Below are 26930 nucleotides of genomic sequence, written 5' to 3'. Positions count from 1 at the left end.
CCTAAAGCCAGTACATATTTAGCAATATCACTGCAGGTAATTATCAATATGGTCAGTTCTCACAAATTTTCAGTCACGCCTTTGCAGCGTATTATGCAGCGTCTGATGTGTATGTGTCGTCCTTTATGTCTGGCGATACCGCTATGGGCTGCCAGTACAGGGCTTGCGAGTGCTGAGAGCTGGAAGGTCAACTTACAAGACGCTGATATCAAGGCGTTTATCAATGAAGTGGCGACCATCACCAATCAAAATTTCGTCCTCGACCCGCGTATCAATGGCAATGTAACGGTGATTTCAAACAAAGCCTTATCACGTGATGAGATTTACCAGCTGTTTTTGAGTGTGATGCAGGTCAATGGCATTGCCGCGATTGATTCTGGTACGACGGTCAAGCTGGTGCCTGATAATGTCGCCAAGCAATCTGGCGTCGCCGTCGATTTGCGCGGAGATAGTGTCGGTGAGTCCTTGGCCACACGCGTGATTTATCTAACCAATACTCAGGCGGCAGAAGTATTGGGCGTCATTCGGCCCCTGATGCCGCAGTCTGCCCATGCTGCTGCGGTACCTGGTGTCAATGCGCTGGTGTTGTCTGATCGCGCCGATAGCCTCAATCAGCTGACGGCGCTCATCCGTGATTTGGACAGCAATGTCAATGATAGCTTGCGCGTGATACCGTTACGCCATGTCGATTCTGAGCGTATGATGGAGCTGATCAGCGCGTTGGTCTCTAGTGCAGGCAGCGGGCAAGCACAAGGCGGTAGTAATCAGCTGAAGGTGATTGCTGATAGTGCCAGCGATAGGCTATTGGTCAAGGGTAGCCCTGAGATGATCGCCAAAGTACAAGAGATGGTAAATCAACTAGATACCACGCCTAGCAGGCGTCTTAGCGGCTTACGGGTCTTTCGTCTAAAGTATGCCAGTGCCAGTCATATTGCAGAGATGCTACGCGGACTGCTGGCCAATCAGTCGATCAATAGTGCAGGGGCGACTTCTACTTTGGAATCTGCCTCCCTAAACGACGCCAGTAGTGCCGGGGCAGGACTGAGCAGTGCTGCCAACGATACCAGTACGAATAGTACGGCTGCATCGGCGTTGTCTTCTGCAGGCGCTGGTGCTGGCAGCGCCAGTGCAAATGGTCGACCCTTTAGTATCATTGCTGATGAAACCCAAAACGCCGTTATCGTCAACGCCGCCCCTGAGCTGATGTTTGAGATCGAAGATGCCGTCAACCAGCTAGACAGTCGCCGCGCGCAAGTGTTGATTCAGGCAGCGATCGTCGAAGTATCAGGCGATGATGCCACCCAGCTTGGCGTACAGTGGGCGCTGGGCAATGCCAATAGCGGCTACGGCGTGGTCAACTTCAATAACGTGGGCGCTAGTGCCACCTCGCTTGCCGCCGCCGCTTTAGCAGGTGGGTCGAGTATCAGCGCCGCTGCCGGCTCGATAGCAGGCGCGTTGGTCGGTATCGGCGATAGCAGCAAAGACAGCCAAGGCAACACTCAGTTTTATGGCGCAATCTTACAAGCGCTTGACTCGACGACCAGTGCCAATCTGCTATCGATGCCTTCTATCTTGACGTTGGACAACGAAAAAGCCAGTATATTGGTCGGGCAAAACGTACCCTTTGTCACAGGTTCTTATACGACCAGTGGTAACTCCTCGACCAATCCTTTTCAGACCATTGATCGTCAGGACATCGGTATCAATCTCAATGTCATTCCGCATATCGGTGACAATGGCACGGTACGCCTTGAGGTCTCACAAGAGGTTTCATCGGTGGTGCCTGGCAGTACTGGCAACGCGAGCGGACTGATTACCAATAAAAGCCTGATTAATACCACGATTTTGGCAGACGATCAGCAGACTATCGCCTTAGGTGGCCTGATGCGTGACAACACCACCACCCGCCAACAAAAAGTCCCAGGGCTGGGCAATGTCCCTGTGATTGGTCGGTTGTTTCGCTCAGACAACGACAGCACCCAAAAAAGCAATCTAATCATATTTTTGCAGCCCACCATCTTACGTGATGGCGGTGCGGTCGCGAGTGTCACTGAGCGTAAATACAATCAGATGCGTGTGCTACAGCTAGTCATTGATAAAAACGGCACAATCAAACAGTTGCCCTTGAGCGGTACAGAAGGCTGGAATGGCAATGTCAGCGCCGACTATGAGCTGATGCCGCTCAACCCTCTCGTACCCAAGCGCGATCAAACCCCAACTGCTGCGCCGCAAGGATTTACAAAAGTGGACAGTCCAAGCAGCGGTATCACCACCTATCCGTTAAAGCGCTGATGGCTGATGGTAGCTGGTTTTTAATTCACCAATTTTTTAATTCACTATCATCAATCCGGCATAAAGCGAACGCGCTTACGAGGCCGGATCATGATGTAATCACGCACATGACATCGTACATTAGCTTGCGCATTCATAACACAGATACACATAGCACACTTGATATCGCCGTATAATAATGGGTAATAAGTGATTGTTGGTACCAATTGCCAAAAAAACTAAGCAAGTATCAAGAGTAGCTATCATGTCAGAGCATCAAAATGACCAAGCATAAAGACAACAAGTATAAAGACCATAAGCAGCCAACAAAAAAGTGGCTGGCCTTGGGGCTAACCGCGGCGGCTTTGTTACTGATCCCTCGGCGTAGTAGCCGGAAGTCTGCCACGAGCTGCCATGAGAGCTGCGCAGACCACTTATGACACGGCCGAGTCAAGCGGCGATACAAAAAACCAAGGTAAAGACAGCTGCCAGAGACCCAATACGTGCCGTGGAGTGACGATTATGACTGCTAGCGACTCATCAACCCTTAGCCATGACTATGAGAGGATATCTACTATCTACCCGCTCATCGATACGCACACACACTTTGATGCGCCTGTATTTGACCATGACCGCACAGCCCTTGCGCAACAAGCCTATGAGCGAGGGGTGCATCATTTGGTACTGGTGGGGTATTTGGCGCGTCATTTCGAGCGTATGTATGAGACCAAGCACGCACTCACGGCGACTGATGCAATTCAAGACAAAGATGGGGACAATCGTGACCGCCCGCCGATGCCTGTCACGCATATTGCGTTAGGTTTGCATCCTTTTTATATTGAGCAGCATACTGACCAGCACTTGGCGGATATGGCTCAAATGTTGGGGCAAAAGCGTCCTATCGCCATTGGTGAGATTGGACTAGATACCTTTACAGATGCCATGAAAGTCCCTGCCGTGTTTGCCAAGCAGCAGCAGTTTTTTTGCGCACAGCTGGACATGGCAGTGGCGCATCAGTTGCCTGTGATGCTGCATATCCGTAAGGCACATGCAGAGGCACTGGCTATGTTAAAAGCGCACGACTACGACGCGCAGCAGCTCGGTGGTATCGCCCATAGCTTTAGCGGCGGCGAGCAAGAAGCCAAGGCTTTTGTCAAACTTGGTTTTAAGCTGGGAGTGACGGGGCAAGTCACCAATCCCAATGCCAAAAAACTGCGCCGCGCGATTAGTGCGGCGGTAAAAGCGCATGGCATCAGATGCTTGGTGTTAGAGACGGATTGCCCTGATATGACGCCCATCATGTGTCAGACGGCAGGCGACAGCGCATCGGCATTAGGCCAGTCTCCAGATGATGAGTGGGGCGCGCCGTCTACTGCGGGATGTGCTCATAATAGGAATGTACCGGCCAACTTGCCATGGGTGCTGGCGAGTCTCAGTGAGCTGCTTGAGATACCCATCGACGAGCTTGCCAAACAATTATGGCAAAACAGCAATGATGCTTTACAAACGCGTTGGCCTTATCCCGTATAATGAGGGTAGAAAATCAAGCATCATGTAGACAAGTCATTTCAATTTAAAAGAGCGTTGAATCTGTGATAAGTGATACAAAAAGTTTTGAGCAAATAAATGAAGCGATGAGCAACGCGCCTTTGGCGATGCAAGCCGAAGATGGGCAGTATGAGCGCCGCTTTCAGGGCACCAAGACGCTTTATGGCGCAGCAGCGGCAGACACCTTTGCCGCCGCTCACGTCTATGTCATCGGGGTGGGCGGTGTCGGCTCTTGGGCGGCAGAGGCGCTGGCTCGAACCGCGGTCGGCACCATTACCTTGATAGATTTGGACGTGTTGGTCGCCTCCAATGTCAACCGTCAATTACCGGCACTAGACAGCACCTTTGGTCAAAGTAAAATTGCAGCGATGGCCACACGCCTGCAGGAGATTAACCCAAAAATCACCGTAAACTTGGTCGATGATTTTTTGACAGTAGAGAATGTCGCAGCGTTATTGCCCAGTCGCAATGTGGCCAAAACAGCCGCCCAGCAGGGCAAACCGATTGTGGTGCTCGACTGTGTGGATGATATGAATGCCAAACTGGCCATCGCGTTGCACTGCCGTTTTAACAAATTAAAACTGGTCTGTGCTGGGGGCGCTGGTGGTAAGATAGACCCAAGCCAAATTCGAGTGAGTGACTTGCGTGAGAGCTATCAAGACCCGCTACTGGCCAAGCTACGCAACAAGCTCCGGCACGAAAAAGGCATCAACCGCGAGCTAAAAGATAAGTTTGGTATCAAATGTGTTTACTCTACAGAGCCGCCACGAGTAGATAAGAGCTGTCAAACAGGAGGCTTGCATTGTGGTGGTTATGGCTCAGCCGTCGTCGTCACCTCAGTGGTGGCCATGGTCATGGTGAGCGAAGCGTTACAATTATTGATAAAGCAGACCGCGTAATTCCAACCGTCTGAGATTATTAAATGGAGTCCATCTTGTCTACAACCAACTTGCCAACGCTCAGCTATCCGGTCGCAGTCGATGAAGCTGCGCGCATCAACAAGCTAAGAAAGTATCAAGTGCTCAATGACAATGATGAGCCTGCATTTAAGCGTTTGGTAGAGCTTGCCAAGTCTTTTTTTGGCATGCCGATTGTCACCATCACCTTTATGGACGAGGAGACGCAATATCTCAAGTCTGCCCATGGTTTAGGTGAGGTATGCCGAACCTCACGTGAAGTGGCAATCTGTAATTATACGGTGCTCTCCAATGACGTTTTTGTGGTGGCGGACTTATCAAAAGACAGCCGCTTTAGCCAAAACCCTTTGATTACCGAGTCACCGCATTTACGATTTTATGCAGGGGCGCCCATTATCTTACACGAGGATCATAAAAGCTTTCGCTTGGGCTCTTTGTGCCTGATGGATACCAAACCGCACGACGACTTTGATGAGTCGCAAGCGAAAGTACTGGCGCAATTTGCCCTGATCGCAGCAGATGCGTTACAGCTACAGGACAAGCAGCGTAATGCCAAGCATGCCAATGAGATGAAGTCGGATTTTTTGGCCAATATGAGCCACGAGATACGGACACCGATGAATGGCATCATTGGTATGGTGGAGATGCTAAGCGAGACGAAGCTTAGTGACGAGCAACAAGAATACGTGGACAATATCAAGGTGTCCAATGAGCATTTGATGGCGATTATCAATGGGATTTTGGACTTATCAAAAGTTGAATCTGGCAAAATGACCCTTGACTCCATTCCGCTCAACCTCTCCACGTTATGCAACGAGGTGGTGAGCCTCTTTGCGATAAAGGCACGTCAGCGCGGGCTGATATTAGATTATCACTATACGGAATCGTTATCGCCTTATGTACAAGGCGATCCGATACGGCTCAAACAAATCATCGCCAATCTGGTCAATAATGCCATCAAGTTTACCCGTGAAGGGGGGCAGGTGAGTATCGCGGTCAAGCACGTGCCCAACTGCCACTGTGTCGACGATACCGACCACGCTGATGACAATCATTATCACTCAGGTGAGGCGATCCGCGTACCAGCCAATCTATCGAGTGACCACCCTGCCGATGATACGGCGGTGTCTGCTGACTATATGACCGTATGTATCGAGGTGACAGACACGGGGGTAGGCATCAAGCCTGAGTCGTTAGAGGCGATATTTGATGCCTATGATCAAGCGGATAAGTCGACGCACCGGCTTTATGGCGGTACAGGGCTTGGGCTATCTGTCTGTAAGTCGTTGGTAGACTTGATGGGCGGTGAAATCAATGTCGACAGCGAAGTGGGCGTTGGCACGACGTTTAGTGTCCTGCTACCGCTGCCAACCATCGATGCTGCCAAATATAAAACTTGGCAGAACGCCAATGAGCTCATCACAGATGAGCCAAGTCATGAGCGGGCAGGTCATATCTTGCTGGTCGAAGACGATGCGGTAAACGCCATTATTGCCAAAAAAACCTTGACCAACAGTGGGCATATCGTCACCCACGTCACGGATGGACAGCAAGCGCTTGAGATATTTGCCGTATCGCCTGATCGCTATGATTTGATTTTGATGGATCATCATATGCCGATTTTGGACGGGGTACAGGCCACCATCAAGCTACACGAGCTCTATGATCCGCAGTCTTTGCCGCCGATTATCGCTTTGACGGCCAACGCGATGGACGGCGAGCGTGAAAAATATCTCAAGGTTGGGATGCAGGATTATTGTACCAAACCCTTTAAACAAGAGCAGCTCAATGCGCTGGTGCAGTATTGGCTGATTCAGCAGTCATCCAATCAAGAATAGCGGGGCAATAAAAAAGCTTAACCTTTATCATAAAGGTTAAGCTTTTTTTGTACTCAGTAACAAACAGTAAATAGTAAGCGTCGACTAGTTGACACGGGTCTGGTAGTCACCAGTACGGGTATCCACACGGACCACTTCGCCCTGCTGGACAAATAATGGTACACGTACAACCGCGCCAGTCTCTAGCGTGGCAGGTTTGCCGCCGCCGCCTGAGGTATCGCCGCGTACGCCAGGATCGGTCTCTGTGATTTGCAATTCGACAAAGTTTGGTGGCGTGACGGATAAGGGTACGCCATTAAATAAAGTAATGACACAAAGCTCATTACTGTTGTCCTTTAGCCATTTTGGTGCATCACCAACGGCCGCTTTGTCGGCTTGCAGCTGCTCAAAGGTTTCTGGATGCATAAAATGCCAAAACTCACCGTCGTTGTATAGATAGTTCATTTCAGTGTCTATTACGTCAGCGGCTTCCAAGCTTTCGCCTGATTTAAACGTTTGCTCAAGCACTTTACCACTACGAAGGTTACGCAGTTTGACGCGGTTAAAGGCTTGACCTTTACCCGGTTTGACAAATTCGTTTTCAAGAATGGCACAAGGATTGCCATCCAGCATGACTTTTAGACCTGCTTTAAATTCATTGGTAGAAAAACTTGCCACAAGAGACTCCTAAGGGTTTGTAAGTAGGGGGTATCACTATGCTATGTGCTGGTGGTTGCAGGGCTTATTGCGCCAAACCTCATACCATCACTTGTGTCTGTCGCACTTAGCAAAATAGGCTAGGCGGGATACTTTGATAGGGTAGACACTAAGGGCGTATAATAGCGGCTTTTGGGCACAGGTAATAGGCTGTCATGATAAACCATTTAATCACACAAAAAAACTGGCAAACGCAATTATCCGAAGCCATTACATCCGTGGATGAATTGCTTAGCATCCTAAAGCTTGAGACGCTACGCACAGAGATCTATGTGCCGAAACACTTTGCGCTACGTGTGCCGCGTGCTTTTGTTGCAAAAATGAAAGTCGGCGACCCCGAGGATCCGCTGCTCAAACAAGTTTTGCCCGATCAGCAAGAGCAAATAAAAGTCACAGGCTACGTGGCGGACCCACTAGCGGAAAACGACCAAAACCCTATCAAAGGTCTGCTGCACAAATACCAATCAAGAGTGCTGCTGACCATCACGGGGGCTTGTGCGATTCATTGCCGCTACTGCTTTCGTCAGCACTTTGATTATAGTGCCAACATGCCCACCGCCGATGCCAAAGCACATATCATTGACTATATCACAGCGCACCCTGAAATCAATGAGGTTATCTTAAGTGGCGGTGATCCCCTAAATGTGACCAACAGGCGGCTGTTTGCATGGCTGGAGACGCTTGAGGCCATCCCGCAGCTGACCACCGTTCGTCTGCATACGCGCTTACCGCTTGTGATTCCTGCGCGTTTGGATACGCCGCTATTAGATAGGCTGGCCAAAAGCCGCTGTCAGATTGTGATGGTCATCCACTGCAATCATGCCAATGAGATTGACACGCTGACGGCGGAGCATCTACAGCGTGCAAGAGCCTCTGGCATTACGTTACTCAACCAAGCGGTGTTGTTAAAAGGCATCAATGATAGCGTGGCGATACAGACGCAGCTCAGTCAGCGCCTGTTTGCTGCAGGCGTGCTGCCGTATTATTTACACGTTTTGGATAAAGTGGCAGGCGCGGCTCATTTTGATAGTGATGAGCACAGCGCTGTAAGGCTATACTGGTCGCTGCTGGCGGCTTTGCCAGGGTATCTGGTACCCAAACTGGTCAGAGAATTACCGAATAAACCCTTTAAAGTGCCGGTTAACATTTACCATGATGCTTGATATGCAAAATATGCTATATTAAAAATTAGTAAACAAAGAATGACTAGTAAAGAGTGGGCGAGCTGCTGACTACCAAACAAGCAATATCAATAGTGACGCTTGGTAAAGGATTTATCCAGCGTGCGGGTAAGGATGGTATTAAGGTATAGTCATGCGAAGTAAAATCGATACGCTGATATTAACGTGCAACTGGCATCAGCTTTTCTTGCTTGCCTGTCTGACAAAACGGCTTCGCTGTTAAACTATTCGATATCACGAAAAGTTATTAGGATTAAAAGTTATTAGGAATCTGGATGATCACCCTATCGACGTTTCAAGAGTATTTGTCTGCTACAAAACTGCAGTCAACGACAGTACGGCGTTCAGTTGATAATGAAGCGCGCTATTTGCAGACACTATTGACCGGTCTGCCGTCACAGACACATGAGGCGCAAGCTGAGCGGCTAGAAGAGATTTTGAAGGGCTTGCAGGCAGCGGATATGGAGGAGGAGCAGCGCCTTAAGCTCACCGCTTGTGTCATCGAGGCCGCTGAGCAATTGATTGTGGCGCTGCGCCAACACTATATTTATGAGACTGCTGCCTTTAGTGAGGCGCAGATGGCGTACGTGGCTCAAGTTCGGTCGTTATATTATTTGATTATCATGATCTATGATGGTGTCATACAGCGTGAGATGACAAGCTCCATCCATCCCGATAAATCTGCTACAAAAAACGGTTGGCAGCGTTATTTCAACCATGAAAAGCGCGCATCAGCCGTGCTCGCCCTTGCTATCTATCAGTCACTATTGATGTATCAAAAGCTCTTAGGCGAGGCGGCGCTCTGCTACCAAAAGCCGTCATCGTACTTATGGTCTAAGATCAATCAGCTGTATTATCTTGCTCATCAGCAGCGCCTAACATTGATGAATCTGAGCGCCCATACGCTCACTCAGCGCGCAGACAGCATTCACCGTCTGTACTGTCAGCTATGTTTGCACAGCTTATTGAACGTACGTGCCATGCGTCGCCCTAATATCTTGTTGGTGCAGCGCTTGTTACCTGAGTGGGCCGAGCATCTGCTCGCCACCATAGAGCCTGAGAGCGAAACCCGAGTGTTTGTCAATTTAAAAGACAATCAGCCGCCCACTTACTTGACGGCTCATTCATGCATCAATCCTTATGAGGATCGGTATGAGTGCTTATTTATAGAGCTGACACCGATGATTGCCTATCTGCAGGCACGCAGGCAGGCATTGATAAAAGAAGGCCGGGAGGCGGTGGCGTGTGCGCTGCTCAATAAAGTAATCATGACGCTCACATATCGCTATCTACAGCCTCAGCTGACGTTGCCAACCAAGTATAGCTCAAAGCAAGACGCTGTGGTGATTGGCGGGTTTAACGACATGCATTACCGAGTCAGTCAGGGCTGCAGCTTCACCAGATTGATTGTAGCAAACGAGCTGCCAGAGGCATACCGGCCTCATTATGATACCCATCAGTTGCCCACCAACACTCATACGCGGTTGAACGCTGAGACATTTGATGGCGATGATACCTTATCGTTGTTTCGCATCTTGCGACTGCGCACTGAGCCTGCGAGCATGCCAGTAGATCGCCAACCACCGACGCGGACTGGGCAGCTCGATTTGAGTCCTCTACCTATAGATGCAGATATCCAACATAACACCAGTCATAAAACCCGTGATGAGCGCGTGGCCGCGCCGGTGCCATTACAGATCATGAGGCTTTTTTTGTTATGTCGTGCTGAGACTGCGACTACCCTTGATTGCTCGATAGGGCTGACTCGCTGGGTCAATGCCGATGGCGCTACGCCAGAGATTGAGTGGCAGGTACTCGGACACAATCCAGCGGCTTGCGGTCTACGTGTCGATGGTGATGACACGCGTGACCGGCACTTTGTGCCAGCTTTTATCATGGGGAAAGACGAGCAGCTCCAAACCGAGGCAAGCCTCATTGTCCCAACTGCCCATTTTCAGGTCGATGATCGGGTCATCATGCGTATCAATCAGCAGCAGACGCCGTTACGTTTGGGACGACGCTTATTAATGACTGATGAGTTTAGCCAATATGAAGTGCTACGCTTATAGTTTGACTACCAGCACTATTGTTTGATTTGAGGCAAGCTTTATCAGGCCTATAGTAGACACGAGAAAGTCTGTGTTTTTGTATTTGAATCATGGATAAGTGCCAAAACATACTGCGCGAACTCCCGCTAATGAAACTCGCCTGCAGGGGGTGCAGTTATTGTCTATAATGGTACAAATTGTTACTCTATTGATGCGATACCCAATCTGCTGACCAAGCACTGAATAAGCAAGCTCAGGTATCAAACATCACTGATAAAATACGATCGTATGATCATAAGGTTAAAAGGCCATTTATGCGCACTCAGTCTATCCTAAACCTGTTAGTCATCAATGATGATCAGCTCTATGCTGAGCGACTTGTGCAGTTATTGAGCGCTTATTATGACAGTGTGAATTTGGGGTTTTTGGACGATAAAGAAGAGCTGCTAAGGCTGTTGCGTCAGCCATGGGATGTATTGGTGTTTGGCAGTGCTTATGACATGAACTTCACCGAAGCGGTGGGCATCGTGCAAGAGCAAAGTATTGATTTGCCGATGATTTGTCTTTTTCATGATGAGGCGGCAGCCACCGCACAAAATGACGACGGCTTGCCAGCTATCGTCAGCGGTACAATGGTCAAGGCGCTCAAAGCCGAGCAAGAGATGGCAGTGGTGATGGCTATTTGCTTGCAACATGACAACTTGCGCAGCCGCCGTGAGCTAAAGACGCTACGCCATGTCATCTCTGAGGCGGAGCAACGCGCGAACGTATTGATTAAAAACTCCAAAAGCGCGGTCGCCTATATCGATCAAGGCATCCATATATTTGCCAACGACCCCTATCTGCAGCTTTTTGGCTTTAAAACCATGAACGATGCCATCGGCGTGCCAGTCGTTGATTTGATTTCAGGCGGGGATAGTGTCAAAGGCTTTAAACAGTTTTTGCGGCAGTTTGACAAAGGCAATCGACAAGAGGTGGAGTTTGAGTTTGAAAGCAAACGTACCGATGGTAGCACCTTTGAGGCCAAGCTACAGCTTGCCTCAGCCACCCTAGACGGTGAGCCTGTCACCCAAGTTATCATTCAGCAAAACACCAATAACAGCGCTGAGGTGGCCAAGCGCTTAGCGGAGGCTGAGCGTAAAGATAAACTGACTGGTATCGACAACCGTCATGGTTTTGAAAAACAAATGGCGCTGGTGTACGAGCAGGCACGACAAGGGCTACTGACAGCAGGGCTTTTGTATATTCAGCTCGATAATGTGGGTAAAATAAAAAGCAGTTTGGGCCTACAAGGGGTCGATGCGACAGTCAAGCAAGTCGCCTATATGTTAGATGAGCTGATAGAAGATGGGCATGTGAGCCGCTTTAGTGATACGGTGTTTACGGTGCTTGTCGAAGACAAAAGCGCCAGCGAGCTAAAAGATTTGGCACAGCACATTGTCACACGCATTAGTGAGATGTTTATCGAAGTTGATAAGCGTACCACCAGTACCACCGTCAGTATTGGTATCGTGAAGATAGAGAAAAATGCTGCAGAGCCCAATGTACTGCTCGAGCGTGCTATCGATGCCATCAATCAAATCATGATAGAAACTTCCAATAATGGTGGGACGTACCACTTGTATGACCCAAGTGAGCATGCCAATAGTGATGATCATGCACTGGCTGAGTCTTTGGTCGATGCCATTACCAACAATCGTTTTGAGCTGTCATTTCAGCCCATATATGACATCAACAAAGACCGTAGCGACTTTTTTGAGGTGTATCTGCGCTTACCGCTGGCAGACGCTGACAATACCGTACTCACCCCTGATCAGTTCATGGCTGTCGCCAAGACGCATAATTTATTAGAAAAAATAGACCGCTGGGTACTAATCAATGCCTGCAAAAAAATAAACGAAGTCCGTAAGACCCATCCTGAGGCCAGACTATTGGTGCAGCTCACTGGGGCGTCGCTGGTCGACAAGAAACTGCCAAATGTGGCAAGTCAGTTGATCAAGGCGGTCGGCGGTGCTGCTGGAGTATTGACACTGCAGTTTAATGAAAAAGATATCTTAGACTATCTGACCGTCGCCAAAACCCAGTTTTCGGCGTTGACACAAGTCAGCTGTCAGTTAGGTATCAATAACTTTGGCTCATCTGCTAAGTCTATCGAAATCGCCAGCTTTGTACAGCCAGATATGGTGCGTTTAGCGCGAAGCTATATCCAAGACATCAATTCTGCGGATAACCTAAACACGGTTAAGTCTTTGATTGTGCGTACGTCTGAGGTCCATGCTGACGTACTCATGCCATATATCGAGGATGCCGCGACGATGTCGGTGGCGTGGAGTGTGGGCGCACGCTATTTGCAAGGATACTATCTAGAAGCTCCGAGTGAGACCATAAAAGTCTCATAACGTCATGCCTCATCCTGTTTTTAACTGTCATACCTTTTAACTGAAGATTGTCAAACATGTTTATGATTCGTCAGTATCGTTTGTGCGGCCTTGTTGCCGCTGTTTTATTGCTCAGTGCGTGCGGAGAGCAAGTGCCTGCTGATCACCGTGACCCCGTGACATTGCCGCTATATACTGAGGGCGATGCCGACAACGGTGCGATCATTTATCAAGATGCCTGCGGTCAGTGCCATCAGCTAAATGCAGGGCTAAACAAAAAAGGCCCGCAGCTGATGAATATCTACGGCGCGCCTGCCGCTGCTCTCGAGGATTATACTTATAGTGAAGGATTAAAGGCATCAGGCTGGGTGTGGGATGCACAGACACTAGACCCTTATATCGCCGATGCGCAAAAGAGTATGCCAGACTCAAAAATGCTCTCAGACCCGATGCCGGATGCAAAAGAGCGAGCAGATGTGATTGCTTATCTGTCAACCCTAAGGGCGGCGCCGCCTGCGACCGATGATGGTATTTGATCGCAGACTTATTATGTTTATTCTTCCAAAATGAGCCAATAACTGACTATGAGCCATGCCGCGATCGACCCCGCTTCTAGCACCACCTCTCAGCCAGACACGCAGCTGGCAGATACGGCGGCCTTGAATGCCGCTGACTATCAGCACAATCAGCAAAAAATAGCTCAGCTGCTTGGGCAACTAAACCACATCGTTTTAGATAAGCCGCAGGCGATTAAGCTGGCGCTCAGTGGTATATTGGCGGGTGGTCATTTATTGCTACAAGACCTGCCTGGTATGGGCAAGACCACATTGGCACAAGGGCTAGCCCAGCTGCTTGGCCTGAGCTTTAATCGTGTGCAGTTTACCAATGACATGCTGCCCGCTGATATTTTGGGCATGAGTATCTTTGAGCAAAAAAACCAGCGCTTTGAATTTCGGCCCGGGCCGATCTTTACGCAGTTGTTACTTGCGGATGAGATCAACCGCTCTAGTCCCAAAACCCAAAGCGCGCTGCTAGAGGCCATGGAGGAGCGGCAAGTGACGCAAGATGGGCAAACCTATGCGCTGCCGCAGCCGTTTTTCGTCATTGCCACCCAAAACCCATTGCAGCAAGCAGGCGTCTATCCACTGCCTGAGTCGCAGCTCGACAGGTTTTTGCTGTGTATATCGCTTGGCTACCCATCGCCTGCCGCTGAGCGTGAGCTTTTGCAAGGTCAAGATCGCCGCGAGCTACTCAAAGGCTTGTCTGCTGTACTTGATACCGAGGCGGTATTATTGGCGCAGCAGGGCGTCAAGCAAGTATATGTCGCCGATGTGGTCTTGGACTATCTACAGCGGCTGGTTGCAAAGACACGCGCCAGCTCGGAGTACCATGGTTTGTCGCCGCGAGGGGTACTGTCGCTACAGCGTGCGGCGCAGGCTTATGCGTATGTATCGGGGCATCAGGAGGTGGCACCAGAGGATATCCAAGCGGTGTTTGCTGCCGTCACCGATCATCGCCTCGGTCAGCGTTTTGTACCCGCGCATGTGACTGGTGGACAAGCGACGCAGACCATCGCCCAACGTATTTTGGCAGAAGTGGCTGTTATTGTTTGACCGTCTGTTTACTTATAATAGATTCACTTCTAAAGCTGCTCGTTTATTAGCGATAAGACTATTAATGTTGAGGATAGGGTCGTTATGAGTCTGTTGCCAAATGCCTTTACTGTACCAGCGGACTCTGCACTACGCCGCTGGTTTGCCGCGCGTGCGCCCAAAAGCGATAGCGCCACCCTCACGCTGCGTAATGTCTATATCTTTTTTAGCCGTGAAGGCCTGCTGTTTGCCGTTTTGTTAATCATCACTTTTATCGCTGGCATCAATTATGGCAACAACTTGGTGCTGGGTTTGTGCTTTTATTTGGTTAGCGTTTGGCTGATCAGCTTTCATGTGACCTTTGCCCATATCTCAGGTCTCAAGGTGCAATTGATAGATGTCACTATGGCAGAGGCAGGTGCGCCTGTTTGGGTGACCTTAAAGCTGATTAGTGAGAGCCGCCAACCAAGACGGCAGCTATTATTTGGCTTTGATCAGGCTGACGGCCAAGCGAATAGTAAGGCTAATAGCAAGATAGATAAAAAAGCCAATAAGAAAATCAAAAATAGCGCTAGTACCCAAGAGTCGATACTAGTGACACGACTGCAAGGCGAGCAAACCATTCGCCTGCCAGTACAAACGCACAGCCGTGGCCTGCTGGTGCTCCCCAGACTAACCATCAAAACCGTCTACCCGCTCGGCATTATGCGCGCATGGTCTTATGTGTATTTTGCCCGTCGCGCTTGGGTGTATCCCAAACCTGAGGCTTTTGATTGGCAAGCACAGTATGCGCTAGCCAATGAAGAAGATCTGCCAACAGGCGGGCAATATCAGCAAGGTCAAGATGATTTTGAGCGGCTCGACAACTATATCGAAGGTGAGTCGCTGGCCCGTGTGTCGTGGGGGCATGTGGCACGAGGTCAAGGCATGTTTACCAAGCATTTTGCCGATCCGGTCGGTCATGAGCAAACGTTGGATTATGCCGATATGCCAGCCGCGCATCATGAACAAAAACTGGCACAGCTGGCTTATGGCGTACAGACTTTGGGTGAGCTGGGCGTACCCTTTACGATGCAACTACCGCAAGATAAGCCTGCCGGCGCGGCGACGGGGGCAGGTGACAGCTTTGTACAAGCGTGCTTGCTAAGGTTGGCAAAAGCGCCATGAATAACTCTAAGCAGCCTCTATCAAAAAAAACGATAGCGTCATCGAGTCGCTTTGATAAAGCAGACGCTATAAACGCTGCCAGCTTTGAGCAGTTGGCCTTGGGTGATCATTGCAGCGCACAGATAGTGCATGGCGAAAAGCCAAGCGGATATGCCAAATTTTTTGCTTTGCCTGCCTATTATTGGGTGTTGATCGCCCAAGTGGTCACTATCTTACCGCATGCAGCGCACTTGCCGTTATGGCTAATGGGGTTTGCGGTGGTCAGTATTATTGCTCAGCTGCCGCGTGTGAAAGTGCGATTTAGAAAAACAGCGTATCTAAAACGCGTCTATCAGGGCATGCAGATGCTCGGGTTTTTGTTAGGGCTGGCAGGGCTATGGCTGACTTATCACACCGCTTTCGGCCTCGATATGGGTGTGGCGTTTTTGGTGCTATGCTTGATTAGCAAGCTGTGGGAGCTCTATAAGCGCCGTGATGCCTATGTGGTATTAAATTTATCGCTATTTGTCCTCGCTGCGCTGTTTTTGATGGACCAGGGCTTGGTCACGACGTTTGAGGTAATCGTGGGGGCAGTGACGGTGCTGCTGGCCTTTATTGCGCTAAATGACGACGGCAATACGCGCGGTGATGGTCGCTTGCGTACTTTAGGTGTACTGGGTATTGGCGCATTGCCGTTATTGGTCGTGCTGTTTTTGTTTTTCCCGCGCCTGCCACCGCTATGGTCAGTGCAGCTCTCAGGTCAGCAAGCGACCACGGGTGTCTCTGATAGTATGTCACCCGGTGATTTTGCCGATTTGGGACAATCGACCGAGCTTGCATTTCGGGTAGAGTTTGCAGACAATCGTCCCCCGCAGCAGCAGCTCTATTGGCGCGGCTTGGTCTTTAGTGAGTTTGATGGGGTCACGTGGCGTCCTAGCCCTCAGCAACAAGAGTGGCGGCCTGCACCGCAAACGCCTGCTTGGATTGAGAATGCCTTTGCAACTATCCCTGATGAAGCGAAAGTTGCGCCGACCAACTATGAGATTATCCTAGAGCCAACGCAGCAAAGCTGGCTGTTTGGGCTTGATTATCCGTTTACGCAGCGCCAAGACGTCAAAATCACCTCAGACTTTACTTTATTAAAAGATCAGCCGGTGACTCAGCAGCTGCGCTACGAGGTATTGCAGTTTGCACCGATGCGTATCGATCCTGTTCTCTCTGATGAATCACGCCGTCTCAATCTTACACTGCCAGCTGACGGCAACCTGCAAGCGCGAACATTGGCGCAGCAGTTATTCGCTCAGTCAGGTTCAGACCCTGTGCGCTATATGCAGGCGCTGGAGCGCTGGATTAACCAAACGGACTTTCGTTATACACTGTCTCCGCCACGACTGAATAATAACCGTATTGATGAGTTTTTATTTGAGACCAAAGCGGGGTTTTGTGAGCATTATGCTTCCAGCTTTACCTTTATGATGCGCGCCGCTGGCATTCCAGCACGCGTCGTGGCGGGCTATCAAGGCGGCGAGCCCAGCCGCGGTGGCGATGTCTGGGAAGTACGGCAAAAGGATGCGCACGCTTGGACGGAGGTTTGGCTTGAAGGTCAAGGCTGGCTACGTGTCGATCCGACGGCTTTTGTAGCGCCTGAGCGTGTCGAGCAGGGTATGGAGGCACTGACGCAGTCGCAAGGCGCGGCGATGTTCGGTGATGGCGCTGGGGCACAAATCAGCTATCAGCAGTATCAAATGCTACAAACCTTACGCCGCCTCTCCGATCAAGCCAGTTACTATTGGCAAAAAGATGTCGTTGGTTACGATCAGGACAAGCAAGCCGACTCGCTACTCAACTGGTTTAACATCCGCTCAATCATGCAGCAGATTATATGGCTAACGGTCAGTGCTATCATGGTGATGGCTATAGTCATCTTAGTCATTTGGCAACGTCGCCGTAAGCGTTGGCATCCAGCAGACCTACCACTTGCACAGTTATCAAAACGTATTGGTAAAAGTGATAAAGAGTTGGCTCGTCAAGAGAGTGAAGGGCAGCTGGCTTGGCTTGAGCGCTTGGCAATAGCGGTTGATGGCCGAGAAAATGATTCAAATACTGATATCGACGCCGATACCAATGCTAAAAGTAGTAATAAGAGCAGTAAAGTGAGTAAGCTAACAGATAGCGGGCATTCAGAGATTGTACAAGCAAAAATCTTGCAAATGAGGCAGAACTATCGGCAGCTGCGTTATGGACGTCTAAGCAGCCTTGAAACCAATGATAGCGAGTACCAAACTATCCTAAAGCAGCTTAAGAAAGATGCACGTGAATTGTTCTAATGGCTGTTTTGTGAAAGCGTTGTTTAGCACATGATAAAATAGCTATTGATAATACACGAGGCGACTCTATGGCGATATATGTCGATTTTATGCAGATAGAATTTAAAGGCTATAAATGGTGCCACATGCTGGCAGATAGCCTGCAAGAGCTCCATGAGTTTGCCGCCTTGATTGAGATAGATACGCGGTTGTTTCACCGAGACGCCAGCTATCCGCACTATGATGTGACAGTACAAATGCGCAAAAAGGCGATTGAATATGGCGCTATACCTGCCAATCGAAAAAAGATTATTGAATGTGCAAAGAAGCTAAAAATAGAGTTACATGAGCAAATCGCACGCGCTGAGGGCTGCGAATAAGCGCATTCTTTCAAAGCAGAAAAAAGGTGGGTCATGCGTTTGCAGCCTACCTTATATGTCAACGTGGAACTGGTATAAATTTTCCTTGCGTGCTGTGCCTGCGCCGCTCGATGCTGCGTAAAATTTATCCCAGTCTCACTGTATCGTTTTTATACTGAACTCACTATATAAGTACTCTTTGTATATAAAAGCGCGATGCTTTATAGCATTGTGCGTAATAAACCATGCATAGTAAAGGCGCGCGTGACAACTAGATCTTATCAGCGATGATGTAAGAGCGCCAACTATGCCAGACGCGCTGCCAGATAATCCACCAGCAAGCGAATCTTTGGCGATAAATGACGATTGTGCGGATAAATCGCCCAAATGCTTTCTTCAGGCTCTCTATAGTTATCCAGTACGCTGATCAATGCCCCTGAGGCCAGATATTGCTGCACATAATAATCAGGCAGCTGCACGATACCTAGACCCTTTAATGCTGCATCCACTAAGCTATGACCGCTGTTGTATTGCACGCTGCCTGAGACGCGTAGGTTTTTTTCTGTGTCCGTTGGTTTGTGCGCTTGCTGACCCACTGCCTTGTTAGCCTGTTTATTATTTTCGATAAAGTGCCAATAATCACGTGTACCAAGTAGGCAGTTATGTTTGTGCAGATCAGACAGTGTGTGCGGTGTACCATATCTTTTGAGGTAAGCAGGTGCAGCGCAGACAAAGTTGGTACGGCGACTGAGTTTTTTTGCCATCATGGTTGAGTCGCTTAATTTGCCAATACGCACCGCTAGATCATAGCCGCCCTCTATTAGATCTATTTTTTGATTGCTCAAAAAGGCCGTCACTTCGATATCGCGGTATTGCACCATAAAGTCATTGATCAGGGGCAAGAGTTGCTGCTCGCCATAGGTGACAGGGGCGGTGAGTTTGATTCTGCCTTGCGGCTTAGATTGTAAGTTACTCACCGCTTGCTCGGCGGCATCCAAGCCATCGAGCACGCCACGGCAATGCTGATAAAACACCCGCCCTTCTTCTGTGAGCGACACCTTCCGCGTCGTACGATAGAGCAATTTAATATTCAGGCGTTTTTCTAACGCACTGATCTGCCGACTGACCTGCGCGGTGGAGATGCCCAGCTCCTTTGCTGCTCGGGTAAAGCTCTCGTATTCAGCCACATAGACAAACTCACTAATACCATCCCAGCGCATGATTATTACCACTGTGAAAAAGATATTTGCAAATATAACACATTGTTATCACAGCAGAAACAACTATAATGCACAATATAAAACCAACGCCTATAGACGACTCAAACTAGCGCTTGCCTCTACAGTGTAAGCGCTATAAGCTAAATTGGTCTGAGCGTGATTAACGCCATCACTTATTTATGATTACAAGAGAGAATACTATGTCAGATAATTTTATTAAGTCCAAAGCCGCTATCGCGTGGGGGCCAAATGAGCCGCTATCTATCGAAGAAGTCGATGTAATGCTGCCCAAAAAAGGTGAAGTGCTGGTAAAGATTGTCGCCAGCGGCGTTTGCCATACCGATGCGTTCACCTTATCTGGTGAAGACCCAGAAGGCGTGTTTCCTGCGATTTTGGGTCACGAAGGTGGCGGTATCGTCGAGCAAGTCGGTGAAGGCGTGACCAGCGTGCAAGTCGGCGACCATGTCATTCCGTTGTACACCGCAGAGTGTGGCGTCTGTAAAATGTGTCGTTCAGGTAAAACCAACCTATGCTCGGCAGTACGCGAAACCCAAGGTAAAGGCCTGATGCCAGATGGTACCACGCGTTTTTACAAAGATGGTAAGCCGATTTACCATTATATGGGCTGCTCGACTTTTTCTGAATACACGGTGTTGCCAGAGATTTCATTGGCCAAAGTCAATAAAGAAGCGCCATTAGAAGAAGTCTGCTTGCTGGGCTGCGGCGTGACCACGGGCATGGGCGCTGTGATGAATACTGCCAAAGTCGAGGAGGGCGCAACGGTTGCTATCTTTGGGCTGGGCGGCATCGGACTGTCCGCTATCATCGGCGCGCAAATGGCCAACGCCAGCCGTATCATCGCTATCGATATCAACGAGAGCAAGTTTGAGTTGGCCAAAAAGCTTGGCGCGACAGATTGCATCAACCCAAAAAATTATGACAAGCCCATTCAGGATGTCATCGTCGAATTGACCGACGGCGGCGTGGATTATTCGTTTGAATGTATCGGTAATGTCGATGTCATGCGCTCAGCACTAGAGTGCTGCCACAAAGGCTGGGGCGAGTCGGTCATCATCGGGGTCGCAGGCGCAGGCCAAGAAATCTCAACCCGTCCATTCCAGCTAGTGACAGGCCGTGTTTGGAAAGGTTCAGCATTTGGCGGGGTCAAAGGCCGCAGTGAGTTGCCCGGCTACGTCGAGCGCTACCTAGCAGGTGAAATTCCGCTACAAGACTTCATCACTCACACCATGCCGTTAGAAGACATCAACGATGCCTTTGATTTGATGCATAAAGGTGAGAGTATTCGTTCGGTGGTGCACTTTTCTGAGTAAACATTAAGTTAAGCAGCAAACGATAAGCTGAAAATACCGCGCCTATTATGGGGCGGTATTTTTTTATGCTCAAGACAAACCATAGCGATTAGCCTTGCGCGCGATGAATGATTTGCTCTGCAAGCGTAGTCAAGTCTGTGGCCATAAAGTCCGGTGTTGGCACATTGGGGGCGGATAACAAGGCATTATAAGGACGTTTGAGAAACGCTCCTTGGCAGCCAGCAGCTTGCGCGCCGATGGTATCCCAAAGATGACAGGCGACTAGGCATAAATCTGACGTCTGGACCGCCAGTTCATTAGCGACCAGCTCATAGGTTTCAGGCGCCGGCTTGAATTTTGCGGCCTGCTCAACGCTAAAAGACTGCTCAAAAAATACGCTCAATCCTGCCTGTTCTAGTGGCGTAGGGGCGGCGCTGGGTGCTGAATTGGTCAGCGTCACCAGACGAAACCCTGCCTCCCGTAGTTTGGTCAATGCTGGGACAGCGTCAGAGTGCGCAGGCATGTTGCTCATATGCGCTTTTAACTCATCGATATCGTCCTCTGTCAGCGTGATTTGGTGGATGTCAGCGCTCATCTGTAATGCGCCGGTACCCAGCTCACCAAAAGGCGTATACAGCCCCGATAACGTCATGGTTTGCGAGTATAGCACCAGCTGGGCAAACCACTCTCTGAGCATGTTTTCGTCACCGAATAGGCGTGCAAATAACGGCGCTAAAGTGGTTATGTCGAGTAGCGTCTCGTTGACATCAAAGACGATAACCGCGGGTGTTAGATGAGCGTGCATAAGATATCCTTTCATCGACAACGCTTAGGGTTTAGTCGGGCATATTGGCCAATTGCCCTAAGATATTGAGGTAATTGTCTATCCCTTGCGCGCCGCTTACCAAATGACGCTCATTAAAAATCATCGCTGGCACACTTTGAATGCCTTGCTGCTGCCAGTGCTGCTCTTCTGCGCGTATCTCTCGAGCAAAACGCTGGTCTGCTAAGACCGCCAGTGCCTCGCTTCGATCTAAGCCGACCTCTGCTGCGATATCGGCCAGTACCGCGTTATCCGATATATCGCGGTTGTCCGTGAAGTGCGCTGCAAAAAGCGCTTGCTTTAACTCATGTCTGTGGCCTTGTTTTTCGGCCCAGTGCAAGAGCTGGTGCGCATTAAAGGTATTGTGCATCCGTGTGTCATCGTTGAAGTGAAACTGAAAGCCGACCTCATTTCCCGCCTCTGTTATTCTGGCGCGGCTGGCATCCGATTCTGCCTTACTTGAGCCATACTTTTCCATGATGTGCTCACGCATATTTTGTCCTTCTTTTGGCATTTTTGGGTTTAATTCAAAAGGGTGCCAATGTATCTCATAGTCTGTATTGCTTTGCTCAAGCGCTGCGGCCAGTTGGCGGTAGCCAACGACGCACCAAGGGCACACCACGTCTGAGACGATGTCGATACGTAGGGGAGTGTTGGTGTTTTTCATATCTATCTGCCTGATATTATTTATATAATTGATATTGTTTAAAGCTATTTGAGGTTTATGCTCAATTGCTATCTATCAATTCATGCTAGAAGAATGATATTGCGATTGCAATCATATTATTAAATAAACTTTGGTTTGTTTTTTTGACCAAGCAATGTCACAGCGGATTTACAAACCCCTAATGGCTCACTGGATCACGCGCCAGCAGTGGCAAGATGCGGCCATCACGTCAGGCGTTCATCATACAGGAGGGGGTATGCCATAGCCTTGCGTGCAGAGGTCAAAATATGACCCTTAAAAGGCAGCTCAAGATAAGAGGTATCCTCTGGCCTTACGTGCTGACTGCTAAAACCAAACTCCAGCATTTTTATTGGTCAGCTTAAAATTGTTGATTGTCACGTAGCGTACAAACATGGATGTCGGTATTGCCGATTTCAATCGTTTGATAACGCACGCGCACAGTCGTCAGCGAAGTCATAAACTGTTCTAAAAAATAGACCTCTTGCAAAAGTCATAGGTTAAGCTCGGAATTAATGATACCAGCAAACAGCTTCATTCTAAGATCATAGCGCTGACGACGGTTGCGATATTTATGAGCCACGATTTTAAACAACTTTATTAAGCCTATTTTGTGTTCAACCACAATACGGAACTTTGCCAGATAGTGATTGGCCTGTTTGCATATCTCCAATAACTGACCACCACGAGGTTTCTTAAATGGTGTGAAGGTTTGCTTATGTAGATTTGCTAACCCTTGATAACCACTGTCTGCTAGATAGTTAGTATTCTCAGGTAACCAATCAGGACAAGTATCTTTATACAGCTTAAAATCGTGGATTGACCCTTTACAGGTTTGCACATCAAGTATCAAGCCGGTTTGCCAATGGACGATAACCTGCGCTTTTAGGGTGTGTTGTTTTTTCTTGCCGCTGTAGTAGTCGCTTTGGTTTTTTTTGGACGCTCAATTGGGGTTTCGGTGGCGTCGACAATGACGACTGACCAATTGATGTCCTCATCGACACGACTAGGCAGCTTTTTAGGCAATTCAAACTTGCCAGAGTCAATCAGTGTGTCTTCTACTTTACGAATGATACGGCTAGCAGAAGACTCATGAATACCAAAGTCCATACTGATATGATAAAGCGTGCGGTATTCACGCCAATAAGTCAGGGCGAGTAGTATCTGCTCCTTAAGACTAAGCACACTTGGTCTACCTGATTTGGTCTTAGATGCTTCATGCTCTTGCATGGCATCAAGCATGTCATAAAAGGTGGCTTTATGAATGCCAGTGTAGCGTTTAAAACCAGCGTCACTTTGTTTGAGTAGCTTATCTATGTTTGGCATATCTATTATGTAAGTAGAGTTCAATAATGTACGTTGTGTCTTACAACTACTTTTGCAAGAGGTCTAATAAGCAAGAGTGCAAGGTTTGGCAAGGAGTGCCACGTTCAAAGGCTGGGTTTTTTGTGCAATGACGTAATGTGTAGGAAGCTGGTTGATATAAATGGTGGGTCATACACAGCAGTGGTTATTGGTAAATATTCAACACAGCCTATATGTCAGTTCAATAAAATCAATAAAAACAGACAAGTAAAGGTTGGCATCGTCAAAGGTCAGTATGACGCAATACGGTGCCAGCTACTGTTACGTATGAGGGTAGTATCGTTGCGAAGTGTGCCGCCGTCCGCTATCTCGTTGCTTATATAAAAGCATGGCGGTATGGTATAAAGATAAAGGAGGGCGTTGTGGATAAAAAGAGCGCGCACCGCACCAAGTTGTCTGCTATAAACGCAAACATAGAAGTGGGATGCGTGCCTCTTAATGAGAATATGATACGTCAGTCATGTCTATTTTTATGTTTATGTTTATGTTTATAAAAGTCATGACCGTCACGAGTTATGAGAAAGTACGCCATAGATGCTTAATTTAAAAATCGGAGTCCAGAGGTTTTGAGTGCCCAAACCAGCTCTACAAAAGCGCGGCTATTGGTGAGCGGCTCGCCATCGATGATCAGCACATATCCTGAGCCATCAATCCACAAAAACACAAAACTGGTCTCAGGAATCAACAAGTCAACCTGCTGAAAAAACGAAATTGCTTGGCTTTCTACTGCCCAGCCGCGTTGTTTTTGGCGCAGCATAAAGCCTGAAAAGTCAGCCGCCGCAACACTCAGCATATCCGCTTCTTCTTGGTTATAGCCGATGCGCGCCAGACAAAAGCCCTCATCAGAGCCGATAGCGGCACGGCGCTTACCAGATAGACTTGCGACGACATAAGGCAAAAACTGATCCAATGGTAAGTTGGGCGCGGGCAAAAACAGGGACAACTTTTCGATCCAGCCGGCCTCTATAAAGCGCTGTAACCACGTCTCAGAGTAGCGCTCTAGCCAATCAGCGGCGAGTAGGGTTTGCTCATAAGAGAGTAAGTCTTGTAACGATAGCTGCTCCTCTGTAGGTTCGCTTTGGGAAAATGCCTCAAAAATACCGGCTGGGGTTAGGGTAAGATAGGTTTTATCAGCATTTAAGTAAGAGGACATAGCGGCTACCATTGTGATGAAGTTATAAAACAGGCGATAAGTTAAGTTTTGATGGTTTTGGTTTGGTCAAGACGTTGTTGGCAGTTGTTCCAGCGCTCATCAAAGTGCCAGTCGCTTTTGCCTAAGCGAAACCAAACCAAAGAAAAAGCCAGACGGTCATTGCGAGCGATACAGTGGGCAAAAAACTCGTTTTCGATTTGTTCAATCGTGCCCCAGTCCTCCTCGGTACGTGCTTGCATCAGCTCGGCGGTGATGTCTTTGGAGATTTCTTTGGCATCGTCGCTACTGATGCGCAGTCGCTGTTTTTGCTCATTGAGCGACGGCGATATCAATACACTCCAACGCGTCGCCAGCATACTGTTGCGCTGGATGTAGCGTTTTTTGTCGATGCAGTCGCGAAAGCCTTGTGCAACATGAGGGTACAGACGGTCTTTAATACGGGTAAATAGGTTATTGACATCGTAAGGAATATCGTACCAGCAGCCATAAAAAAAATCTGCCACCGCGCCCTGTAGCGGCTCTTTTTCGCTCAGCAGTAGGGCAGCGTTGATACGCTGCTCATGAAAGTGACGATTGGCAGGTGCCAAAAATACTTTGCGTGAGTAAAAGCGAAACGCACGGCGCGCCTCGGTCTCGGCTTCTTTAATCAGATCTACATCAGACATAACAGGATCCTTTAGGTCACATCTTCGTTGCGGTTATTCTTGCCTTGATAGTGGCTGCGCCTATGGTGTTGCGTTGTATGGACATGACCCAATAATCACGGCGATGACGACTGTCATCGACCATGAAAAAATAAAATCAGCCAAAGCAAGATAGCAAGTAACGACTAATCAAGCAAGGTTTCCATCAAATCAATCATAAACTCGGCGTCTTCTTCATCCATGGCCTCAAATCCTTGCGGCATACCCAGCTCGGCCAATGCTTCTTGACCGTCTGGGTCGTTGTGCAGGTTGAGTATGGCATTCATAAAGATATCGGTATCTGGAAAATCGTCTTTGATCAGCAGCACATGACTGATATCAGCCAAATCACTTTCGATCAGTACCGATAGCTGAGCTTTGGTCAGACGAGAAAAACTGTGAAATACCTCTGCCAAAAAGAACGCTGCCTGCGCATCGCCTTTGATGACTTTACGCGCCGCAGCTTGATATGTTTCGGTGACATCCCAGCTCAGATCAGACTCTGCTATATCGACAGCCTCAAGCAGGCGCAAACCAATCAGCTTGACATCGCGGTTGTTTGCCATCGCGATGGTGGCACCAGCTTTGATATCTTCTAAGACATTGATGTCGCTGTTGGCACCAGCGGCGATGACCATTTCGTCAGATTTGCCGATAGGACGTGCGACCGCTTTGTAGCCTTGTTCACGGATCAAAGTTGCCGCATCAAAAGGGTTGGCATAGATGACTTGAATGTCACCAGCCGTGATGATTTGTTGTTGCTCTGCGTGTGAGGCTGGCGTATTTAGGTGCATGTTTAAGTTGGCACGCTTTTGAATCAAGGTGTTAAACATATGCCAACCTGCAAAACGCTCAGGCGAAAAATCAGGGGCGATTAACATATTGTGTGTCGTCATGATTTACCCTTCCTCATTTTGTTTCATATCAGCGTACTGCGCCTGCATGGCTTCGATTTTGCTACGTGATGGCTTGCGGCGTACTGAGGTATAGCCCACGGTTTCACCGCGGCGTACGTTTGGCACCACAGTGGCATAAACCCAGTAGTGACTGCCGTCTTTACATAGGTTTTTGACATAGCCATGCCACTTTTTTCCAGCTTTTGCTGTGTCCCACAAGTCTTGATAAGCCGCTTTTGGCATATCAGGATGGCGCAGGATAGACTGCGGCTGGCCAAGCAGCTCGTCTTTGGTGTAACCACTAATCTCGACAAAAGCATCGTTGACGTGGGTTAGAATACCGTCTAAGTCGGTACGCGAGACGATAAGCTTACCATCAGGATAAGGGCGCTCAACACCCGTATCATAAATGGTGCGAGAGGTGCCGTCATAGTAAGTCAGCGTCATCTGCTCAGCTGGCATATCCGGCTTTGGTGCATCAGGGATTGGAGAACCCATAGTAATCTCCTTTATTT

The 26930-nt window shown here is 48.8% G+C and carries 22 protein-coding genes and 1 pseudogene; 13 read left to right on the top strand and 10 right to left on the bottom strand.

Going from position 1 to position 26930, the window contains the following annotated elements:
• The first annotated feature begins 48 nt into the window (after positions 1-48).
• From gspD to C6W44_RS01955, 4 genes are all read left to right on the top strand, one after another.
• Entirely contained in the window at positions 49-2292 is a 2244-nt protein-coding gene (gspD, locus tag C6W44_RS01970) for a type II secretion system secretin GspD (RefSeq protein ID WP_105244010.1), read from the top strand.
• Positions 2293-2793: 501 nt separating this feature from the next.
• Entirely contained in the window at positions 2794-3801 is a 1008-nt protein-coding gene (locus C6W44_RS01965; RefSeq protein WP_105246387.1) for a TatD family hydrolase, read from the top strand.
• A gap of 125 nt (positions 3802-3926) precedes the next feature.
• Positions 3927-4718, top strand: a complete 792-nt coding sequence (locus C6W44_RS01960) for a ThiF family adenylyltransferase (protein WP_199774498.1) — start codon at positions 3927-3929, stop codon at positions 4716-4718.
• A 35-nt stretch (positions 4719-4753) separates the two neighbouring features.
• The gene (locus C6W44_RS01955; protein ID WP_227526323.1) at positions 4754-6574 is read left to right on the top strand and encodes a GAF domain-containing hybrid sensor histidine kinase/response regulator; all 1821 of its coding nucleotides are present in this window, start codon (positions 4754-4756) and stop codon (positions 6572-6574) included.
• Between the two features lie 84 nt (positions 6575-6658).
• Here the strand turns inward: C6W44_RS01955 and efp are convergent, their stop codons facing one another.
• Positions 6659-7231: an elongation factor P gene (efp, locus tag C6W44_RS01950; RefSeq protein WP_105244008.1), complete on the bottom strand. Its 573-nt coding sequence runs from the start codon at positions 7229-7231 to the stop codon at positions 6659-6661.
• Positions 7232-7425: 194 nt separating this feature from the next.
• Here efp and epmB point away from each other — a divergent pair, with 194 nt between their 5' ends.
• The 8 genes from epmB (at position 7426) to C6W44_RS01910 (ending at position 18301) form a co-directional block, all read left to right on the top strand.
• The gene (epmB, locus tag C6W44_RS01945) at positions 7426-8433 is read left to right on the top strand and encodes an EF-P beta-lysylation protein EpmB (protein WP_105244007.1); all 1008 of its coding nucleotides are present in this window, start codon (positions 7426-7428) and stop codon (positions 8431-8433) included.
• Positions 8434-8726: 293 nt separating this feature from the next.
• Positions 8727-10520 carry a hypothetical protein gene (locus C6W44_RS01940; protein WP_105244006.1) on the top strand — a complete coding sequence of 598 codons (1794 nt, stop codon included), beginning with the start codon at positions 8727-8729 and terminating at the stop codon, positions 10518-10520.
• Between the two features lie 293 nt (positions 10521-10813).
• A complete protein-coding gene (locus C6W44_RS01935) occupies positions 10814-12898 on the top strand; it encodes an EAL domain-containing protein (protein WP_105244005.1) in 2085 nt (694 codons plus the stop codon).
• 56 nt (positions 12899-12954) lie between these two features.
• A complete protein-coding gene (locus C6W44_RS01930) occupies positions 12955-13413 on the top strand; it encodes a c-type cytochrome (protein ID WP_105244004.1) in 459 nt (152 codons plus the stop codon).
• 48 nt (positions 13414-13461) lie between these two features.
• Positions 13462-14490 carry an AAA family ATPase gene (locus C6W44_RS01925; protein ID WP_105244003.1) on the top strand — a complete coding sequence of 343 codons (1029 nt, stop codon included), beginning with the start codon at positions 13462-13464 and terminating at the stop codon, positions 14488-14490.
• An 84-nt stretch (positions 14491-14574) separates the two neighbouring features.
• Positions 14575-15636: a hypothetical protein gene (locus C6W44_RS01920; RefSeq protein WP_105244002.1), complete on the top strand. Its 1062-nt coding sequence runs from the start codon at positions 14575-14577 to the stop codon at positions 15634-15636.
• Positions 15633-17942, top strand: a complete 2310-nt coding sequence (locus tag C6W44_RS01915; protein ID WP_105244001.1) for a transglutaminaseTgpA domain-containing protein — start codon at positions 15633-15635, stop codon at positions 17940-17942. The genes C6W44_RS01920 and C6W44_RS01915 overlap by 4 nt, the downstream gene beginning before the upstream one ends.
• Positions 17943-18010: 68 nt before the next feature.
• Complete coding sequence (locus C6W44_RS01910; RefSeq protein WP_105244000.1) at positions 18011-18301, top strand: DUF4031 domain-containing protein; 291 nt, start codon at positions 18011-18013, stop codon at positions 18299-18301.
• Positions 18302-18585: 284 nt separating this feature from the next.
• Here C6W44_RS01910 and C6W44_RS01905 read toward each other — a convergent pair whose 3' ends face one another.
• The gene (locus tag C6W44_RS01905) at positions 18586-19500 is read right to left on the bottom strand and encodes a LysR family transcriptional regulator (protein WP_105243999.1); all 915 of its coding nucleotides are present in this window, start codon (positions 19498-19500) and stop codon (positions 18586-18588) included.
• 200 nt (positions 19501-19700) lie between these two features.
• On the opposite strand from C6W44_RS01905, the gene C6W44_RS01900 reads away from it, so the two are divergent.
• Complete coding sequence (locus C6W44_RS01900) at positions 19701-20831, top strand: S-(hydroxymethyl)glutathione dehydrogenase/class III alcohol dehydrogenase (protein ID WP_105243998.1); 1131 nt, start codon at positions 19701-19703, stop codon at positions 20829-20831.
• Positions 20832-20919: 88 nt separating this feature from the next.
• Here the strand turns inward: C6W44_RS01900 and C6W44_RS01895 are convergent, their stop codons facing one another.
• From C6W44_RS01895 to C6W44_RS01855, 8 genes and pseudogenes are all read right to left on the bottom strand, one after another.
• Positions 20920-21615, bottom strand: coding sequence for a haloacid dehalogenase type II (locus tag C6W44_RS01895; protein ID WP_105243997.1), 696 nt, complete (start codon positions 21613-21615; stop codon positions 20920-20922).
• A gap of 31 nt (positions 21616-21646) precedes the next feature.
• Entirely contained in the window at positions 21647-22300 is a 654-nt protein-coding gene (locus C6W44_RS01890; RefSeq protein WP_105243996.1) for a DsbA family oxidoreductase, read from the bottom strand.
• A gap of 511 nt (positions 22301-22811) precedes the next feature.
• Positions 22812-23195, bottom strand: a pseudogene (locus C6W44_RS01880) (transposase family protein); the annotation flags it as partial.
• Positions 23196-23203: 8 nt separating this feature from the next.
• On the bottom strand, positions 23204-23644 hold the full coding sequence (locus tag C6W44_RS01875; RefSeq protein WP_105243994.1) for a transposase family protein: 441 nt from the start codon (positions 23642-23644) through the stop codon (positions 23204-23206).
• A 577-nt stretch (positions 23645-24221) separates the two neighbouring features.
• The gene (locus C6W44_RS01870) at positions 24222-24836 is read right to left on the bottom strand and encodes a hypothetical protein (protein WP_105243993.1); all 615 of its coding nucleotides are present in this window, start codon (positions 24834-24836) and stop codon (positions 24222-24224) included.
• Positions 24837-24877: 41 nt separating this feature from the next.
• Complete coding sequence (locus tag C6W44_RS01865; protein WP_105243992.1) at positions 24878-25501, bottom strand: hypothetical protein; 624 nt, start codon at positions 25499-25501, stop codon at positions 24878-24880.
• Positions 25502-25665: 164 nt separating this feature from the next.
• Positions 25666-26415 (bottom strand): PhnD/SsuA/transferrin family substrate-binding protein, encoded by a 750-nt coding sequence (locus C6W44_RS01860; protein WP_105243991.1) that lies wholly within the window; start codon positions 26413-26415, stop codon positions 25666-25668.
• Positions 26416-26418: 3 nt separating this feature from the next.
• Positions 26419-26913 (bottom strand): PAS domain-containing protein, encoded by a 495-nt coding sequence (locus C6W44_RS01855; RefSeq protein ID WP_105243990.1) that lies wholly within the window; start codon positions 26911-26913, stop codon positions 26419-26421.
• Between the last annotated feature and the right edge of the window lie 17 nt (positions 26914-26930).

The organism is Psychrobacter sp. Marseille-P5312 (genome assembly GCF_900291405.1).
Lineage (GTDB): Bacteria > Pseudomonadota > Gammaproteobacteria > Pseudomonadales > Moraxellaceae > Psychrobacter > Psychrobacter celer.
Note: the sequence above shows the minus strand (reverse complement) of the source record. Positions and strands in the feature narration are given on the sequence as shown.